This window comes from Halapricum sp. CBA1109, assembly GCF_009741825.1.
Classification (GTDB): Archaea; Halobacteriota; Halobacteria; order Halobacteriales; family Haloarculaceae; genus Halapricum.
In genome coordinates, this window is the sequence record NZ_WPCA01000055.1 from 1 (window position 1) to 16,630 (window position 16,630).

A 16,630-nucleotide genomic window follows, 5' to 3' on the forward strand; every position below is an offset into this window, starting at 1 on the left:
GCCAGTAGAACCCGACCGCCGCGAGGAGGTACGCCCCGAGGAGAACGGCCCAGTACAGCGGTTCCGGGTCCACGAGTAGGTAGCGGAACGGGTCGCCGACGACGCGCGTCTCGACGTACGAGCGGTGAATCGGTTGCGTGAGTTTCACCGCGGTGACGGTCCCGTACGTGGCCAACCCGGCGATCCAGTAGCGCCGCTGTCGGTGGTACTGCCGGCCCGTGTACGCCGAACAGAAGTACAGCCACGCGCCCACCGAGGCGAACCCGGTGACCTGCCCGAGAAGGTACAGCGGCTCTAACAGGCTGTCGGGGGCCAGAAACTGGGCGCTCTGTACCGCCGACCAGAGGCCCACGATGACCAGTAGCGCCCGGAGACCGACGGACGCGTCGTCGGTCCGAAGCCACCCGGCCCGGTAGACGGCGACGGCACAGACCAGCGCCGTCGCCCCGAACACCGCCGCGTACGATACCCGTTCGATCACGCGTGCCCTCCTGTTCACCGGGCCCGTATTTATAATCTTGGTGAAAATTTCTGAACGACCGTGAGACGGGCCGTGCGACGGAGTGGGGCGTCTCCCGATTCCCGCTGGTGAGCTACTCCCGCGCCCGCCAGCGTGCGATGGCTCGCTCGCGCAGGACGAGCAGTCCGGGGAGCATCGTGACAACGGCGACGAAGGCGAAGATGATGGCCAGTCCGGTCACGGTACCGAAGCGCTGCAGCGGCGGGGAGAGCGCGAACGCGAGGACGCCGAAGGCGGCGGCCGTCGTGGCGGCGCTGGCGAGCAGCGTCCCGCCGGTGCCCGTGATGGTGCGGCGGACGGCCTCGCCGAGGGAGTCGCGGCGCCGTCGTTCGTCGACGAAGCGCTCGCCGGCGTGGATGCTGTAATCGACGCCGAGCCCGATTGCGAGGCTGGTGATGACGGCCGTCTCGCTGTTGAAGGCGATGCCGAGCGCCGACATCGCGCCCAACAGCCACGCCAGCGAGACGACCACCGGGAGGAGGACGACGACGCCGAGCGACAGCGACCGGTAGCGCGCCCAGAACAACGCGGTCAGGAAGGCGAGGATGACGACCAGCGTCACCGCGAACGCCTCTATCAGCGTCTCCAGCAGGGCGTCCTGTATCACGGCCGTCGTCACCGTCCCGCCCGTGGCGACGGCGGAGACACCGGGCGCATCGGCCTCGACGCGGTCGGCGTACGCCCGGGTGTCGGCAGCGATAGTCTGTGCGGACTCGCTGGAACGGACCGACAGTAGCAGGCGCGCCGAGGTTATCGTCCCGTCGTCGTCGCGACTGAGGACCTCGCCGGCGGCCTCGGCGTCGGCGTCGAACAGTGCCGCGTACACCACCGAGACGTTCTCCTCCGGCAGGCCGTCGCCGTCGGGGTCGTTTCGCCCGACGAGTCGCTCGACGGTCCCGTTGTCGGCGGCGACCGACCGGATGACCGTGTTCGGCCCCTCGACGGCCGCCCCGCCGCCGGGGCGACGCTGGATGGCGCTGCCATCCTTGAGCCCCGCCCCCGCGTCGTCCATTGCTTGCAGTGTCTCGGCCTCGGTGACGTTCCCGCGTAACAGAACCTGTGACTGGCCCCTGTCGCTGCCGGTCTGGAAGTTGTCGCTGAGATACTGGAAGTCCTCGGAGATAGTGTACGTGTCGGGCGCGAGGCCGCCGGGGAGCGATTGCGCCCAGTCGGGGGCGTCCTCGGGCAGGAAGTCGGCCTGGTTGAACTCGGTGTCGATGCCCGTCGCGCCGTAGGCCCCGGCGCTGGCGAGGAGGATGGCCACGACGACGACGGCAATCGGTGCGCGGGTCGTGAGCGCGGCCATCCGCTCTAAGACCGCGTTCGCCCAGCCGCTGTCGACGCCGAAGGCGCCCTTCGTTCTGCTTCGCCCGAGGCGGTTCTCGATGACGCCGTCGACCTCGATTTTCAGCGCCGGGAGGAAGACGCCGAAGGCGACGAAGGTTGCGAGGATGCCGCCGGCGCTGAGGACGGCGAAGTCCCGGATGGCCGGGAGCGGGCTGACGACGTTCGAGAGGAACCCGACGCCGGTCGAGACGGTGGCCGCCGCCAGCGCCAGCACGACGCTGCCCAGTCCCAGCGCCATCGCGGCGCGGATCGGTCGGCGGTCGCCGTCGTCGAGGCCGTCGCCGTCGGCGTCGAGCGTCCCATCGCGGGCCTCGCGGTAGCGCATCACCACGTGCAGCGCGTAGTCGATGCTCAGCCCGATCAGGAGGAATGGCACGGCGATGAGGATGACGTTCATCGGGATAGCGAGCCACCCCATAATCCCCTGGAGCCACAGGAGAACGACGGCGATGCCCGCGAACGCCAGCAGGATGTCGACCACGTCGCGGTAGGTGACCCCGAGGACGAGGACGATGAGCGCCAGCGCGAACGGCGTGATGATGGCGAAACTGTCGCCCGTCGCCCGCGAGGAGGCGTCGTCGCTGATGCCCTGTCCGAAGACGAACGCGTCCGCGAAGCGCTGTTCGACCAGTCCGTCGATTGCGACCTGTGCGTCGTAGGCCGCCTGCGGGTCTGCGTCGTCGCCGCTATCGTCGACTTGCGTCAGCAGCGTCAACCGGGCCGTCGCCTCGGTCGCCCCCGGTTCGTAGCTCCGGGGGAGGAACTCGTAGGGGTCGGCGCCGCCGACCGCCTCGCTATCGGGGTCCAACACCTCGGCGAGCAACTGTTCGACGGCCGCCGCGTCCCGGGATTCGAGCGCGTCGATCTGTTCGGACAGCGACGGCTGGGCCGTCGGCGGGCCGCCCGCGGCGGTGTCGCCGCCGCCGGTCGTCTCCCCGCCGTCGGGGGCGGCGGAGTCGTTCTCCGCGGCCGCCGAACGCGCGTCCTCGTAGACGGCCTTCGTGGCCACGACGTTCTCGATGCCGACGAACCCGGGCCCGGAGAGCGTCTCGTTCAGCGTCCCGTTCTCGCGGACGTCACGCTGGAGGTACAACCCGTCCAGCAGCGACGCCCGCGTGAGCACGTCGCCGCTCTCGTTCCGGACGACGACCTGCGCGACGACGCCGTCGTCGCCGCCGTAGTTGGCCCGGACGAACTCCGCCGCCTCTGTCTCCTCGGAGTCGACGTCGAACCCGCCGATGTCCGCCTCGCCCGCGCCGCCGAGGGCGACGCCCGCGGCGACGAGTACCGTCACTACGACGACGGCGAGAACGACCAACTTGCTGTGGTGCGTGATCAGGTCCGCGTACCGCCGGGACCAGCGCCCGGTCATCGCTCGTCACTCCCTGTACGCCCGTCCGTCCACCCGTCCGCTGTGTCGATAGCTACCACCTGGGATCACTCGATTGGGTCTCGTCGCTATCTCCACGCCCGAACTTCTTAAGTGTTTGTAGATATCTACAATATCTACTGAGACACGTGGACAACGGAAATGGAGTTAAGCGACCGCCGAGGAACTACGGACGATGAGTGAGCGCGAGGCGGTCGAGTCGCTGCGGACGCTGGGGCTGTCGAACTACGAGGCGCAGGTGTTCGTCGCGCTCCAGCGACTCGGTCGCGGCACGGCACAGGAAGTGAGCGAGGTGTCGGAGGTGCCGCGCTCGCAGGTGTACGGCGCGGCCGACGACCTGGCCGAGCGGGGGCTGGTCGAAGTCGTGGAGGCGTCGCCGAAGGCCTACCGACCGGTCGAACTCGCGACGGCGCGGGCACAACTCACCGAGCGTCTCGAAGCCGAAACCGAGCGCGCGTTCGACCGACTGGACTCGATCCGAGCGACCGAGCGAGGGGACGCCGGCGGACAGGACGTCTCGACGCTCCGGGGCCGCCAGCCCATCGACGACCGCATCGGCGCGTTGGTAAGGGGGGCCGAGCAGGCTGTCGTCTTCGTCTCGCCGCGGGCGGCCTCGACGACGGCCGACATCGCCGCGGCGCTCCGGTCGGCCGGTGACGCGGGCGTCGCCGTCACCGTCGTCACCGCCGAGGGGACCCTGCGAGAGCGCTTCGCCGACGACCCGGTCGACGTCTTCGTGATGTCCGAGGACAACCCCGCGGACTTCGCGGGGCGGGCGCTGATGGTCGACGACCGGACCGTCCTGCTGGCCGCCGAGACGGAGGACGAACCGGTCGAGGAGGAGGCGCTATGGACCGGCGACTCCAGCATCGGGCGGATACTCGCGGCCTTTATGCGCTCGGGGATGGAGTCCGGGCGTGACCGCAATCGGGAGTGAGAATCAGGCCGCGCCGTCGAGGCGGTCGAGCAGTCGCTGTGGGTCGCCGTCCATCCGGGAGAGGATCGACCGCGACCGCTCGCGGGCGTCCCCCGCGGCGGTGACGAGGACCATCCCCTCGTCGGGTTGGCCGTAGACGACGCTGGCGCCCTCAGGGGCGGCGACGACGGCCGGAAGCGCCGCCAAGTCCTCCTCGCCGTCGACGACGATCAGCGTCGTCTCGTCGTTCCCAAGCGCCTCCAACAGTGCCGACACCAGCGCCTCGGTGATCGATCCGGCGGGGTTGTCGACCGCGACGCGACGGTCGAAGGCACTGCCATCGAGGACGGCGTCGTGGACGGCGTCGTCGACGGCCGAGCGCTTGGTCCGGTCGTCGACGAGCGCCACGGCGGGGGTGTATCCGGCGTCGAGAAGGTGGTAGGTGACGATGTCGCCGACGGCGACCAGCGGCGGCGTCGCCGCCGACAGCAGCGACTCGGGGTCTGTAAACAGCGGGCCGAGCGGGTCTTTCAGCTCCGGTCTGAGCGATTCGGGGAGCGTGGCGAGCGGATCCGACACGGTCTACCGGACTTTCAGCGCATACTTCCCGGACTCGGTCACTTCCATCTCCGAGGCTATCTCCGAGCGCTCGGGGTGGGTGATGATGACGTAGCCCGCCCAGTCTTCCGTCAGCGACGTCGAACCACAGGCCTCACACGCGTCTTCCTCGTTGATGTCGGAGGGCTGGACGCGGTGACACTCACGACAGACCAGCCGGTCGGCCATCAGTCCTCACCCGCCTGTGCCTCTCGCTTCTGGCGCTCCGCTTCGAGCCAGCCGTGCTTGCCGAGGCCGACCTGTTTGGCCGTGAGACCGATCTTGCTGTCGCGGGGATTGCGCTCGTCGATGGACTTCGTGACGATGCGGGCGCGGACGGCGTCGCCGACGCCGATGGTCCGGTTGGAGTCCCGGGAGGCCAGCGACTGGCCCTCCTCGTCGTAGGCGAGATACTCGTCTGAGATCTGGCTGACGTGGAGCAGGCCGTCGACGGGCCCGATACCGACGAACGCGCCGAAGTTGACGACCTCGACGATCTCGCCGTCGACGAGTTCCTGCATCTGCGGGTCGAACGTGAGGGCGTCGAACTCGGCCTCGTAGTAGACGCCGGGCCGGTTCGGAAGGACGGCACCGCTGCCGATGTCGTGAACCTCGATGACCGAGACGACCGAACCGACCTCCTCGTCCATTCGGCCTTCGAGTTTGTCCTGCAGGAGCTGTTTGACCAACCCCGGTGTTACGTCGGCGAGAAACGCCGGGGGCACCTCGACTGTGTCGCGGAGTCTGACACGTTTGTACATATGTTATGGTTGAGTGATAGCGAGTTTGTGTTGCCCCCGTAAACTAATTACCGGAACGCCGGCATCGAGCAGGCGTTCTCTGAGGGGCGCGTCGTTCGTGACTGCGTAGTCGATACTGTCGCGCCGGGCGACCGCAAGCACGGCGTCGTCGGCGTAGTCCGGGTCGGCCTCGACGACCGAACAGCGCTCGGCGAGGTCACGGCCGACGCTCGCGGCCGTGCCCTCCTCGCCGTTGCCGTCGGCGAGTTTCTCCAGTTCCGTCAGCACGCTCTCGGGGACGACCGGGTCGGCCGCGGAAAGCAGCCGCTCCAGCTCCTCGAACAGCCTGACGTTACACTCGACGGGCATCATGAGCGCGTTCGTGTCGAGGACGACAACCATCAGTGCAGCGTCCCGATTCCGATGAGCCGCCAGCGCGTGCCGACGCGTCGGTTGATGGCTATCTTCGCACCCTCGCGGGCACAGACCGGCCGCTTCAGCGCGACTTCGGCCTCACCCTCGCGGGCGCTGGTGACCGTCCCGACTGTCGTCGCCGTCCCGACGGTCAACATCAGCGGCTCGTTGGTCGATATCTCCTCGACTTCCTCGGCCTCGTCGCCGACGATGCGTTCGAGCAACTGGACGTCCATCGTGAACTGCTCGTGGACCGGCGGGAGCGTCCCGGGCGGCCCGGCGACCTGTCCCGCAAGCGCGTCGCCTTTCGCCAGCGCGGGGTCGAGACCGGTCCCGACGCCCAGCAGTCCGCCGGGCGTCGCCGTCTCGACGTTCTCGCCGCCGGCCTGCAGCGACCGCACGCTCGTCTCGACGGGGACCCACTCGCTTGACCCACCGGTCTCGTCCTCGCGGCCGGGACGGAGTTCGATGTCGTCGTCGGCTTCGAGTTCGCCCTGGACGAGACTGCCGCCCAGCACGCCGCCCAGCAGGGACTCGTAGGTCGTCCCCGGGCGGTTGATGTCGAAGCTCCGGGCGACGAGCATCTCGGCGTCGGCCTCGGGGTCCCGGTCGGGCGTCGGAATCTCTTCCTCGACGGTCTCGATGAGCACGTCGATGTTCGCGTCGGCTTGGGCGCTGATCGGGACGATTGGTGCGTCCTCGGCAACGGTCCCCGAGACGAACTCCTTGATCTGTTCGTAGTTGTCTCGGGCCTGTTCGGCGTCGACCAGATCGATCTTGTTCTGGGCGACGACGATGTTGTCGATGCCGATGATGTCGAGCGCCATCAGGTGTTCCTCGGTCTGGGCCTGTGGCACGTCCTCGGTGGCGGAGACGACCAGCACGGCGCCGTCCATAATCGCCGCGCCCGAGAGCATCGTCGCCATCAGCGTCTCGTGGCCGGGCGCGTCGACGAACGACACCGTTCGCAGGTGGTCGGTGTCGACGCCGTGCTCGTCACACTCTTCGGCGACCGTGTAGGCGGCCTCGTCGGTACACTCGGGACACTGCCGGAACGTCGCGTCGGCGTACCCCAGTCGGATCGATATTCCGCGCTTCATCTCCTCGGAGTGCTGGTCGGTCCACTCCCCCGAGAGCGCTTCGACCAGGGTCGTCTTGCCGTGGTCGACGTGCCCGACGAGACCGATGTTCACCTCCGGTTGGTTGGTGGCTGTCATTGCAGGAGTAATCTTACCCAATCTTCGCCCCGTGCGTCTGATAAACCTACTGTTCTGGTCCCCAGCGCTCGTTCAGGCTCGTGCCTGGGCCGAGGCGTCGAGCGAGGCGAGCACGGCCGGGACCAGCGAGACGAACCACCACTCCGGCACGACTGCGTACGCGACTATCCCGAACAGAATCGCGCCGCCGAACCACGCCCCAGCACGGACGACTTGACCGAGATACAACTGGCCGAGTCCCGCCACCAGAAAACTCAGCAACGCCGCCAAACGCGGACTCTTCCCCATATCACGGGGTAATAAGCTGGATTATATCAACTGTTTGGTCTACCACCGGCCGCGTCGCTATTCTTGTGAGGGGGCAGCCTTCCACGTCCACTTGGACTCGACGTTGCGATTGGCCAGTACGACCAGCGTCCCGTCGTCCAGCCGGAGGCGGCTCTTTCGCAGGCCGATGCTCTCGACGGTGCCCGTCACCGAGTCCGTCGTCACCGTGTCGCCGGGATTGAAATCCGGGTCCCGGAGGAGATACACCCCGGAGACGGTGTCGGCGATCATGTTCGAGAGGGCATAGGAGATACCCAGCGCGATGAACCCGGCCGCGGTCCCGAGGCTGGCGGCTATCTCGCCCATCCCGACCAGATCCAACAGTGTGAGGCCGACGCCGAACCACAGGAAGATAGAGACCACGAGGACGAACAGGTCGACGACGAGTTTCTGTGACGCCGGATAGACGCTCTCGAGCGCCCGTCTGAGGAGGTACGTGATGATCTTGATGCCGACGTACGCGACGGCGAGAAACAGCGCCGCCGAGACGAGTTTCGGTATCGCACCGACGACGCCGGAGACGAACGTGTCCGCGATGTCGGTCGCGGATGCCGTCAGAATCGCGAGTGACATACGCCCCGTTTGGCCCACCGGTGGGATATGGCTACCGACCGTTTTTGTCCGTCCCGACCCTCCGGTCGACCGTGCGGGAGTTCGGCTTCGAACTGGCGTTGTGTGCCCACTTAGAGCGAGGGGACCGCATCGTCGCCCGGCAACTCGGCGCGCACGTCCACGGGCGGCGCATCGCCGACACTGTCCTCCTCAACCCCGGTCCCGACTTCGAGGCCCGGGCATCGATCACCAGCGAAACCATCCCGGACCCGCTTATCGCCGTCGACGCCGGCCCCGGCCGCGCCCGCGACTGGACCGACGCGCTGGCGGTCCATCCCGACCGAGCGCAGGGACTGATCGACCGCGGCGTCGACCTCGGCTTTCTGGAGGAGACGGGCCCGGGCGAACACCGCCAGACGACACGCTATCCCGCCGAGTGGTTCGACCGTCTCGTCGGCATCGAGAACAAACCGGATCTGGACCGCCCCGGGGACTTGCAGGCCCAACTCCGGACCGACGTTTCGCTGGGCCTGTTCGACGAGGTGGTGCTGGCGACGGCGGACTACGTCACCGGCGCCCACCGCAACCGCATCCCCGACGCGGTCGGTATCTGGCGGTTCGACCCCGAAACCGGCGAGCGGACCGTCCTCCGGGAGGCCGAACCGCTGGCCGTCGCCGAGGCCGGCATCGAACCGATAGAGCGCGCGCCGGGCCGGACGGACGTGGCAATCGCCAGCCCCGAGGAGAAACGCCGCGCCCGCCGCCGTCTCGCCGAACGCGCCTACGGCAAGGGTGGCGGACCTTCGGGTGGCCGGGCTGTACGGCGTGTGACCCGAGCGCCGACGACCGCGGGGCGTCGGTGCCGTACTGTCAGTGGGCCGGCCGCGTCGTCGACCCCGCCAGCGAGTGCGGGGAGTCGTGTCCGGGCTACGACCCCGCCGACCCGCCGGCCGTCGACGCCGAGGGCGAGCGTGCGGCCCGGTCCGCGTGGGACCCGGACCCGGCGGGCCATCAGCGCCGACAGACGGGGCTCGACCGCTTCGGCTAGGCGTCCTCGAGGTCGGCCGTCCGGAAGTACAGCGTCGCGACGGCGGCACCGACCGCAAGCGCACCGTCGAGCAACCAGTTGATGCTCCCGCCGGACATCACGTCGAAGGCCGCAAACAGGGCGAGCGTCGCCGCCCCCGCGATGACCGCCGCGAGCACGTCCGGGAGTCCTACGTCCATAGTCGTCGGTCCACACTCCATCGGTTTAGGTCCGGCTGTTTCCTCACAGCGTGAACTGCTCGCCGTCGACGCCCATATCCGAATCGAAAGCGTCCGCGGCGGGCACGTAGTGGGCGAGGTGAACGATGCGGTAGTCCGCGGCGTCCAACTGCTGGCACATCTCCCGCGCGCCCTCTATCGTCATATGCTTGTCCCCGAAGGTCCGCGGGGTCCCGTCCGCGTCGTGGTGGCGGCCGCCCAGCGGGTGGTGCTCGCAGTTCTCGGCGGGGACGATACCGTCCGCGAGCGCCAGGTCCGCCCCCGAGAGGACCTCCTGTGAGCGCTCCGGGATGCCGAAACTCGTGTCGCCCGTGAGCGCGAGCGTTCCGCCGGTCTCTGGGTCGGTGACCAGCAGTCCGTAACAGACCAGCGGCGGGTGGTCGACGGGGACCAGCGTCACCTCCAGCCCCGCCGTCTCGACAGTCTCGAACGGTGTCGTCGGCACCACGTCGACGGCGTCGAGGTAGTCGTAGCGCCGCCGGACCGTCTCGGCGACGCTCTCGCCAGTCTCCGGGTCGGTCTCGTCGGCGGCGTAGACGGGCATATCCCGCGTGATCCGGTAGACGTTGCCCAGTCCGTCGAGGTGGTCGAAGTGGATGTGGCTGATCACGGCCGCGTCCGGCGGGTCTAACTCCTCACGGAGGAACTGATAGCGGAAGTCCGGGCTGGCGTCGAGCAACAGCGTCTCGCCGCTCGCGGACTCGACGTGGACCGAGAACCGCGTTCGCTCGACGCCGCGCTCTCTCGCGGCCGCGCAGGTGTCACAGTCACAGCCGACCGTCGGCGTCCCCGTCGTATCGCCCGTCCCGAGTAACGTGACCTCCATCAGTTCGACGGAGGGACCGCGGCCGCCTAAACCCCGCGCTCCCTCAGTCGTGGTCGTGGTCGTGCCCGTCACCGGGCGTCCCGCCGGCGATAAGCGCGTCCGCGTCGCCATCGATCATGTCGAGGTTCTTCAGGTTGTCCCGCTCCTCGAAGTTGGCGATGGCGTCCTCTAAGTCCTGCTGGGTGAGCGTCGTCCGCTCCTCGGTCAGAGCGTCCAGCACGGCCTCCCGGAGGACGAGTCTGAGGTCGCTGCCGGTGAGCCCCTCGGTCATCTCGGCGAGTTGGTTCGGGTCGAAGTCGACGATGTCCATCTCGCGGGTGACGACCCGGAGGATGTCAGAGCGCATGTCGCGGTCGGGCTTGGGGAAGTTGACGATCTCGTCGAAGCGCCGCCACGCCGCGGCGTCGAGTTGGTCGGGGTGGTTGGTCGCGCCGATGAGCAACACCTCGTCGTCGATGAGGCTGACCTCGTCGATGGACTTCAGCAGGGTGTTGACCGCGCGCTTGATCGCCGCGTGCTCGTCGCTGGAACGCGTCTTCGCGACGAAGTCGAACTCGTCCATGAAGAGGATACACGGCGAGAGCCGCTTTGCGACCTCGAAGGTCTTCTCGACGTTCTTGGCGGTCTCTCCGAGGTACTGGGAGGTGATCATCGAGAGTTTGACCTCGACGAACGGCAGGTCGAGGTCGTGGGCCAGCGCCCGCGCGACCGAGGTCTTCCCGGTGCCCGGCGGCCCGACGAACAGGAGTTTCCCGATCTCTCGCAGGCCGATCCGGGCGAGGTACTCCCGGTGTTCGATGGCCTTCACGAGTTTCCCGATCTCGTCTTCCTGATCGCGGGTCAACACGAGGTCGTCCATACGCATCTCGACCTCCTCGGGCGTCCGGATGTCCACGAGGTCCAGCATCTCCTCCTCGTCCTCGTCGTCGAAGTACTCCTCTAACATCGCGTCGACCCACGCCCGGTCGCCCGGGCCGGCCGGTTATGCGCTCGGGCCGTCTCGTAGTCGACGTCCTCGAACTCCTCGTCGTACTCGGCGGCGAGGACGGGGTTGTCCGAGAGGTCATCGGCCTCGATGCGGTCGAGGAACCACTCCTCGGCCATCTCGGGTTGGGTGAACGAGATGGTGTCGTCGAACTCGCTGTGTTCGGTGAACATCAGCCCCGAGATGGCGTCCCACGGCTCCTCGACCCCCGTCGCCTCCCGGGCCGACTCGACCGTCACCGTCAGCGGGCGCTCGATGGTCCCGTCGACGTAGAACACCGAGCGGTAGCGCGCCGGCAGGTCGTCGGGCGTCAGCGTCCGGTTCTCGTCGTAGGCGTCGACCGTCAGGATAAACTCGACAACGTCGCGGTCGGCGTCGTTCATTCCCGCCACAGTTAGGACGCGGCGATCATAAGTTCCCCGAAGTCGGGATGTGATCGCTACGACAGTTCGGTGTACAGCGCCAGGGCGTCGAAGAGGTCGCCGCTGTCGCCGTCACCGTCGAAGTCGTACCGCGCTGGGTTGTCCCTGATCACGTCGCTGTCCCTGTTGTTGAAGTACGTCAGCGCGTCGAAGATGTCTCCGTCACCGTCGCCGTCGACGTCCTCGTACTGCTCGTCGTCGTCGAGACTGGCGGGCGGTGCCTCGGCGAAGGTGGGCGGTGTCGACTCGCCAACGGTCAGCGTGGCGTTGTCGGCGGTGACCACGGCGTACATCTGCTCGCCCTGTCCGGAGGCTCTCACGTCCGAGAGTCCTAGCGTCGTCGTCCCGTTGGCCGTCGCGGCCACGGTGACGTTCCCGAGGACGAGCGAGGGGGACGCGGGCCGGCCGGCGAAGTAGCCGCCTTGGAGGAACGCTGTCGCGTTGGTCGGCCCGATTGCCACCCTTTTGAGGTCCGGTTCCCCGTAGAGGTCGACCGACGTGATGTTTGCGACCGCGGGGTTCGTCAGTGAGGCGTTGAACTCGATACCGCCGACCCCTCGCGTGGCGTCGAGCGTCACGGCTATCGTCCGGGACTCACCGACCGACAGCCGCGCCGAGTCGGGGGGCGACCGACACCGTCGTCCCGACACCGGAACTGTCGGTGTCGACGTCCAGCGAGTACGCCTGCGAGTCCAGCGTCTCGCTCCGCACCCTGAGGTAGTATGTTCCGGGCCCGACCCGCTTGCTGACGGACGTGGTCCCGTAGGTCGTGGACGAGGACTCGAGAACGCGTTCGGGACCGAGCAGGTCGAACTGGACCGCTCCAGTCGAGTTGATCGAGGTGTTGAGCCACGCCGCCTCCGACAGCGTCACGGCGTAGTAGTCCGGATCCGCCGGGACGACGGTCAGCTCCTCGGGACTCGCGTCCGTCGACAGCGTCGACGCGTTCGCGCGGTCGTCGTTCGGTTCCAGTCGGTCGGGCTCGTAGTCGGTCGCGTTCGCGTCGTCGGTCACCGAGAGCCAGTAGCGCTCCATCGTCCAAGAGTTGACGCTGTCGACGACGACGTAGTACGGCGAATCCGCAACCGGCCGGAAACTCAGAAGGTCACCGTACGTCTCCGTCACGACATCGTTCCCGTCAGCGTCTCTGATTTCGACGTTGGGGGAAAACACCCCGGTCGGTGACGCGACGAAGAGACGGTCGCTACGGGACGCCGGCACTTCGAATACGTCGGTGTCAGACGGCGGCAGTCCGAGATCCGTCAAGTTGGTACCCACGGGTACGGGCGGCGCAGACGCCCGGTCGTTGTTGAACTCGTACGGGTCGTTTGCTGCCGCCTGCACGCTCGTCTCGAGGGTGTAGTTCCTCGCGTCGCTATCGTCGCTCGTCACGGCCACGTAGTAGGTCCCGGTCGATAGGGCGAACTGTGTGGCGTCCTCGTCCCCGTGGTCGAAACCGGACTCGTTCGGCCCGCGAACACCGACGGACAGCCGGTCGCTGTCGACACTCGCACGGAGTACCTGCGAGCGGTTCACAGACACGGCGAAGACGTCCGTCTCCCTCCCGGTCGCTTGGAGATCACGCAAGGTCGTGTTCCCGCCGATGGGCGTCGCGTTGGCGACGTCGTCGTTCGGTTCGAACCGGTCGCCCGTCGCCTGTCCAGTGACGTTCGTCTCAAGCGAGTACGACAGCGTCGGCGTCTCGGTGTTCCGAACACCGAGCGCGTACGTTGCCGTCTCGGGCGCGACGAACGTGAGCGACCCGTCCTCGGCCGGCCGGAACGCGCGCGAGACGAACGCCCTGTCGGGGATGCCGGCGGTCATCTCCACCTGCGTAACGGAGGCGTCCGAGTCTATCTCGACGGCGTATCGCTGTCCTTCGCGGAGGTCCACGCTATAGTAGTCCCACTCGTCGCCGACCAGTTCGAGGTCGGACACCGTCCCGTTCGTCGAGACGGGCGCGGCCGTCGACCCGTTGTCGTTCGGTTCGAACCGGTCGTTGTCCGGGTACGCCACGACGCCGGCCGACAGCGAATAGTTGATGGCTCCCCCCGTGTCGGGCAACGCACGGACGTAGTAGGTACCCGGGCTATCGACCAAGAGCCGCGCGGCGTTCGGGTTTTCCCCGTCCGCGGACGTGGCCACGAGCGTCCCCTTCGGTTCGGTGTAGTACTCCGTATCACCGTCCCGTTCGTAGATCTCTACCCGCGGCCCCCGTCCGGCGTCGGCGGCCGAGACGCTCACGTTCAAGACACCCGGCTCCGACACCTCGACCGCGTAGAAGTCCTCCTCGGGACCGAGCGACCGGAGGTTCCTGAGCGTCTCGCCCGTCGGGACGGTCGGTGCGTCCGCTATCCTGTCGTTCGGTTCGAATCGGTCGTTCTCCACCTCGCCGGCGTCTTCCACGGCGAACTCGTAGTCGGTCGTCTCCTGCTCGCGGTTCGTCACCGAGAACTCGTACGTCCCGTCGCTGCCGGCGACGTAGGTGAGCGAGCCGTTCTCGACGGTCGGCTCCGGTTCGTCCTCGGCGGCGAGCGTCACCGTCCCGCCGTCGGTCGCCACGGCCGAGACGGTGACTCGCTGTCCCGCGGTCAGGTTCACGGCGAAGTTGTCGCCCTCCTCGGCGACGATACGGAGGTCCGACAGCGTCTCGCCGACCGCGACCGATGTCGGCGGCTCACCCGCGTCGTTCGGTTCGTCGTCGTCGTTCGGCGCGGCCGCCGAGACGCTCGTCGACAGCGTGTAGGAGGTCACGCCGTAGGCTTCGGCGCCACGAAGTCGCCGACCATCACGTAGTACGTCCCGTTCCTGTCCGCGACGAGCGACGTCGTGTCGTCGTCCGAGTACCGAGAACTGGCGAACTCGACGTACGCCTCGTCCCGAACGAAGACATCGACGTACTCGGTGCCATCGCCGGTGATCGTCACGTCCAGTCGCGTCCCGGCCGTGAGGTTCACGGCGTAGACGTCGGTCTCGGTCGACTCCCACGACGAACCGTTGGTCAGGGGGAGGCGTCGGTCGGTGAGCGTCTCGCCCGGTTCGATCCGGGTCGCGGTGGTGTCGTCGTCGTTCGGTTCGTCGTCGTCGTTCGCCAGCGGGGTCCCGACCGACACCGAGATGTCGTAGGTCGCCCCCGGATCGAGGTCCCAGACAGCGACGTAGTGTACGCCGTCGGTCGCTGCGACCGTCGCGACCCGCCGGCGGTCGTCACTCTCTGTCGCCTGTACCGTCTCCCGGTCAGGGGAGGTAATCGAGAGCGACCCGGACTGCCCGTCGAGAGTCACGTCGATCCGGTCGCCGGCCGCGAGGTCGATAGCGTACAGATCGAGCCCGTCGGACCCGAACGTTCGGTTACTGAGCGTCTCGCCGTCCTGTATCGGCGTCGCGTTCGGGCCTGCACTCGGCGTGTCGTGGCTCGTTGCGACCGCGGTGTGGTTGCCGTCGGTCGGACTCACGCCGTCCCCGGGAGCGCCGGCACTCACGCCCGCGAGGAGGATCAGTGCGCACGCGGCGACGACGACCACCCCCACCCGGACCGTCGACTGCGTCGGTACTACCGTGTCGATACGCCGTTGGAACGCTGTGTACACACTCCCTATCATATATCGGATGTTCCCACCACTCTCGGCTGCCGTCTCTGCGACGGCGGTCGGAGCTATCGGGGACCAGTCTGGATATGTTCTCTGAGTGCAAGGGTAAAAATATTGTGAGGGCGCCGCGAAGTCGTCGGTTCGATCCGTCGTCCCCGGAGTCGAGGCGGGACAACGGTACCCGCACATCGAATAAATCCCCGCTCCGTCACTACCGGTTGGACAACGCTTACCACGTAGTCACCCGACCGATAAATTATGACAGACCAGACACCAGTGGTCGTCCAGGCCGTGCGAACACCGCAGGGGAAAGAGGACGGCGTCTACGCCGACACGCGCAGCGAGGACCTCTCGGTCCCGCTCATCGACGAGATGCTCGCCGAGACCGGCCTCGCCGGCGACGCCGTCGACGACCTGCTGTGGGGCTGTGCCCAGCAGCGAAACGAGCAGGGCAACAACGTCGCACGGGTCATCTCGCTCATGTCCGAACTCGGTGAGTCGGTCCCGGCGACGACCATCAATCGCTGGTGTGCCTCCTCTGCGGAGGCCATCATGCGCGGCGCCGACGCCATCGCCGCGGGCCAGCGCGACTGCCTCATCGCCGGCGGGATGGAGTCGATGAGCCGCGTCAATATGGGCGAGAACACCCACAACGTCCACCCGCAACTGGCCCAATTGTACAACATCGGGGAGCTACAGATGGGGATGACCGCCGAGAAAGTCGCCGAGGAGTACGGCGTCACCCGCGAAGCACAGGACGAGTACGCCGCCCGGAGCCACGAGCGAGCGGCCGAAGCCACTGATTCGGGCCGCTTCGACGACGAACTCGTCCCCATCGAGACGGAGGAGGGGACCGTCGAGGCGGACGAGGGCATCCGCTACGACACCAGCGTCGAGAAACTCGCGGGCCTCCCGACGGTGTTCAAATCCGAGGGGACGGTCACGCCGGGCAACGCCTCGCAGGTCTCAGACGGCGCGGCGGGGACGATGCTCACCTCGAAGGCCTTCGCCGAGGACCACGGACTGGACATCATCGCGGAGGTGGGAAATCATATGGTCGCCGGCGTCGACCCCACGGAGATGGGCGTCGGTCCGGTGCCGGCAGTCAAGAAGCTCTGTGAGCGGACGGGCCGGGACACCGAGGAGTACGACCTCGTCGAGTTGAACGAGGCCTTCGCCTCACAGTGTCTGTACTGCAAGCGCGAACTCGGCTTCGACGACGACATCTACAACGTCAACGGCGGCGCTATCGCCATCGGGCACCCGCTGGGGGCCAGCGGCGCGCGACTGCCGGTGACGCTGCTGCACGAGATGGACAAACGGGACGCCGACCTCGGACTGGCGACTGAGTGTGTCGGGTTCGGACAGGGCGCGGCTATCGAGTTCCGGTCGGCCTGAGCGGTCCGACGGAACAAGGCCTGAGCGGTTCGAGTGACGTGACTCGGCCGAGCGATAGCGAGGGAGAGCTTTTTCCCCACGTTTTTGTGCCGGGGTCGAGCGCTCGCCGCCGGCGAGCGCGAG

16 protein-coding genes and 2 pseudogenes are annotated in these 16,630 nt (G+C 67.6%); 3 read left to right on the plus strand and 15 right to left on the minus strand.

The features are described 5' to 3' along the window. Positions 1–499: histidine kinase N-terminal 7TM domain-containing protein (locus GJ629_RS07785; protein WP_370515827.1), on the minus strand; the 499-nt coding region annotated here is incomplete at its 3' end. A gap of 94 nt (positions 500–593) precedes the next feature. Next, positions 594–3,239, minus strand: coding sequence for an RND family transporter (locus tag GJ629_RS07790; protein ID WP_157512483.1), 2,646 nt, complete (start codon positions 3,237–3,239; stop codon positions 594–596). Between the two features lie 193 nt (positions 3,240–3,432). On the opposite strand from GJ629_RS07790, the gene GJ629_RS07795 reads away from it, so the two are divergent. Further along, positions 3,433–4,194 carry a TrmB family transcriptional regulator gene (locus GJ629_RS07795; protein ID WP_157512484.1) on the plus strand — a complete coding sequence of 254 codons (762 nt, stop codon included), beginning with the start codon at positions 3,433–3,435 and terminating at the stop codon, positions 4,192–4,194. Positions 4,195–4,197: 3 nt separating this feature from the next. On the opposite strand, the gene GJ629_RS07800 is transcribed toward GJ629_RS07795, so the two are convergent. From GJ629_RS07800 to GJ629_RS07830, 7 genes are all read right to left on the minus strand, one after another. Beyond that, positions 4,198–4,752, minus strand: a complete 555-nt coding sequence (locus tag GJ629_RS07800) for a GTP-dependent dephospho-CoA kinase family protein (protein ID WP_370515828.1) — start codon at positions 4,750–4,752, stop codon at positions 4,198–4,200. Positions 4,753–4,755: 3 nt separating this feature from the next. Next, the gene (gene spt4 / locus GJ629_RS07805) at positions 4,756–4,959 is read right to left on the minus strand and encodes a transcription elongation factor subunit Spt4 (protein WP_157512485.1); all 204 of its coding nucleotides are present in this window, start codon (positions 4,957–4,959) and stop codon (positions 4,756–4,758) included. Further along, entirely contained in the window at positions 4,959–5,531 is a 573-nt protein-coding gene (locus GJ629_RS07810) for a DNA-directed RNA polymerase (RefSeq protein WP_157512486.1), read from the minus strand. The genes spt4 and GJ629_RS07810 overlap by 1 nt, the downstream gene beginning before the upstream one ends. A gap of 3 nt (positions 5,532–5,534) precedes the next feature. Continuing rightward, positions 5,535–5,912 (minus strand): PIN domain-containing protein, encoded by a 378-nt coding sequence (locus tag GJ629_RS07815; RefSeq protein ID WP_157512487.1) that lies wholly within the window; start codon positions 5,910–5,912, stop codon positions 5,535–5,537. Beyond that, positions 5,912–7,141, minus strand: a complete 1,230-nt coding sequence (locus GJ629_RS07820) for a translation initiation factor IF-2 subunit gamma (RefSeq protein ID WP_157512488.1) — start codon at positions 7,139–7,141, stop codon at positions 5,912–5,914. Before GJ629_RS07820 ends, GJ629_RS07815 begins: the two co-directional genes overlap by 1 nt. Before the next feature lie 72 nt (positions 7,142–7,213). After that, the gene (locus tag GJ629_RS07825) at positions 7,214–7,429 is read right to left on the minus strand and encodes a hypothetical protein (RefSeq protein WP_157512489.1); all 216 of its coding nucleotides are present in this window, start codon (positions 7,427–7,429) and stop codon (positions 7,214–7,216) included. Positions 7,430–7,486: 57 nt separating this feature from the next. After that, positions 7,487–8,041 (minus strand): mechanosensitive ion channel family protein, encoded by a 555-nt coding sequence (locus GJ629_RS07830; protein ID WP_157512490.1) that lies wholly within the window; start codon positions 8,039–8,041, stop codon positions 7,487–7,489. Positions 8,042–8,112: 71 nt separating this feature from the next. Between GJ629_RS07830 and GJ629_RS07835 the strand changes: the two are divergent. Continuing rightward, a pseudogene (locus GJ629_RS07835) lies at positions 8,113–9,068 on the plus strand (DUF5787 family protein). Here the strand turns inward: GJ629_RS07835 and GJ629_RS07840 are convergent. From GJ629_RS07840 to GJ629_RS07865, 6 genes and pseudogenes are all read right to left on the minus strand, one after another. Further along, positions 9,065–9,247: a hypothetical protein gene (locus GJ629_RS07840; RefSeq protein ID WP_157512491.1), complete on the minus strand. Its 183-nt coding sequence runs from the start codon at positions 9,245–9,247 to the stop codon at positions 9,065–9,067. The pseudogene GJ629_RS07835 and the gene GJ629_RS07840 sit on opposite strands and share 4 nt — an antisense overlap. Before the next feature lie 43 nt (positions 9,248–9,290). After that, positions 9,291–10,112, minus strand: coding sequence for an MBL fold metallo-hydrolase (locus GJ629_RS07845; protein ID WP_157512492.1), 822 nt, complete (start codon positions 10,110–10,112; stop codon positions 9,291–9,293). Between the two features lie 43 nt (positions 10,113–10,155). Next, positions 10,156–11,480, minus strand: a pseudogene (locus tag GJ629_RS07850) (ATP-binding protein). A gap of 56 nt (positions 11,481–11,536) precedes the next feature. Continuing rightward, the gene (locus GJ629_RS07855; RefSeq protein WP_157512493.1) at positions 11,537–12,097 is read right to left on the minus strand and encodes a hypothetical protein; all 561 of its coding nucleotides are present in this window, start codon (positions 12,095–12,097) and stop codon (positions 11,537–11,539) included. A gap of 16 nt (positions 12,098–12,113) precedes the next feature. Next, entirely contained in the window at positions 12,114–14,273 is a 2,160-nt protein-coding gene (locus GJ629_RS07860) for a hypothetical protein (protein ID WP_157512494.1), read from the minus strand. Beyond that, positions 14,270–15,121 (minus strand): PPC domain-containing protein, encoded by an 852-nt coding sequence (locus GJ629_RS07865; protein WP_157512495.1) that lies wholly within the window; start codon positions 15,119–15,121, stop codon positions 14,270–14,272. The genes GJ629_RS07860 and GJ629_RS07865 overlap by 4 nt, the downstream gene beginning before the upstream one ends. Positions 15,122–15,367: 246 nt before the next feature. Here GJ629_RS07865 and GJ629_RS07870 point away from each other — a divergent pair, with 246 nt between their 5' ends. After that, a complete protein-coding gene (locus GJ629_RS07870; RefSeq protein ID WP_157512496.1) occupies positions 15,368–16,507 on the plus strand; it encodes a thiolase family protein in 1,140 nt (379 codons plus the stop codon). Positions 16,508–16,630: the final 123 nt, after the last annotated feature.

Bases quoted from the DNA above. Each gene is read 5' to 3' on its own strand.
- GJ629_RS07865 (WP_157512495.1), bottom strand. From the start codon at position 15,121: ATGATAGGGAGTGTGTACACAGCGTTCCAACGGCGTATCGACACGGTA.
- GJ629_RS07810 (WP_157512486.1), bottom strand. From the start codon at position 5,531: ATGTACAAACGTGTCAGACTCCGCGACACAGTCGAGGTGCCCCCGGCG.
- GJ629_RS07870 (WP_157512496.1), top strand. From the start codon at position 15,368: ATGACAGACCAGACACCAGTGGTCGTCCAGGCCGTGCGAACACCGCAG.
- GJ629_RS07825 (WP_157512489.1), bottom strand. From the start codon at position 7,429: ATGGGGAAGAGTCCGCGTTTGGCGGCGTTGCTGAGTTTTCTGGTGGCG.
- GJ629_RS07795 (WP_157512484.1), top strand. From the start codon at position 3,433: ATGAGTGAGCGCGAGGCGGTCGAGTCGCTGCGGACGCTGGGGCTGTCG.
- spt4 (WP_157512485.1), bottom strand. From the start codon at position 4,959: ATGGCCGACCGGCTGGTCTGTCGTGAGTGTCACCGCGTCCAGCCCTCC.
- GJ629_RS07830 (WP_157512490.1), bottom strand. From the start codon at position 8,041: ATGTCACTCGCGATTCTGACGGCATCCGCGACCGACATCGCGGACACG.
- GJ629_RS07845 (WP_157512492.1), bottom strand. From the start codon at position 10,112: ATGGAGGTCACGTTACTCGGGACGGGCGATACGACGGGGACGCCGACG.
- GJ629_RS07790 (WP_157512483.1), bottom strand. From the start codon at position 3,239: ATGACCGGGCGCTGGTCCCGGCGGTACGCGGACCTGATCACGCACCAC.
- GJ629_RS07840 (WP_157512491.1), bottom strand. From the start codon at position 9,247: ATGGACGTAGGACTCCCGGACGTGCTCGCGGCGGTCATCGCGGGGGCG.
- GJ629_RS07820 (WP_157512488.1), bottom strand. From the start codon at position 7,141: ATGACAGCCACCAACCAACCGGAGGTGAACATCGGTCTCGTCGGGCAC.
- GJ629_RS07815 (WP_157512487.1), bottom strand. From the start codon at position 5,912: ATGGTTGTCGTCCTCGACACGAACGCGCTCATGATGCCCGTCGAGTGT.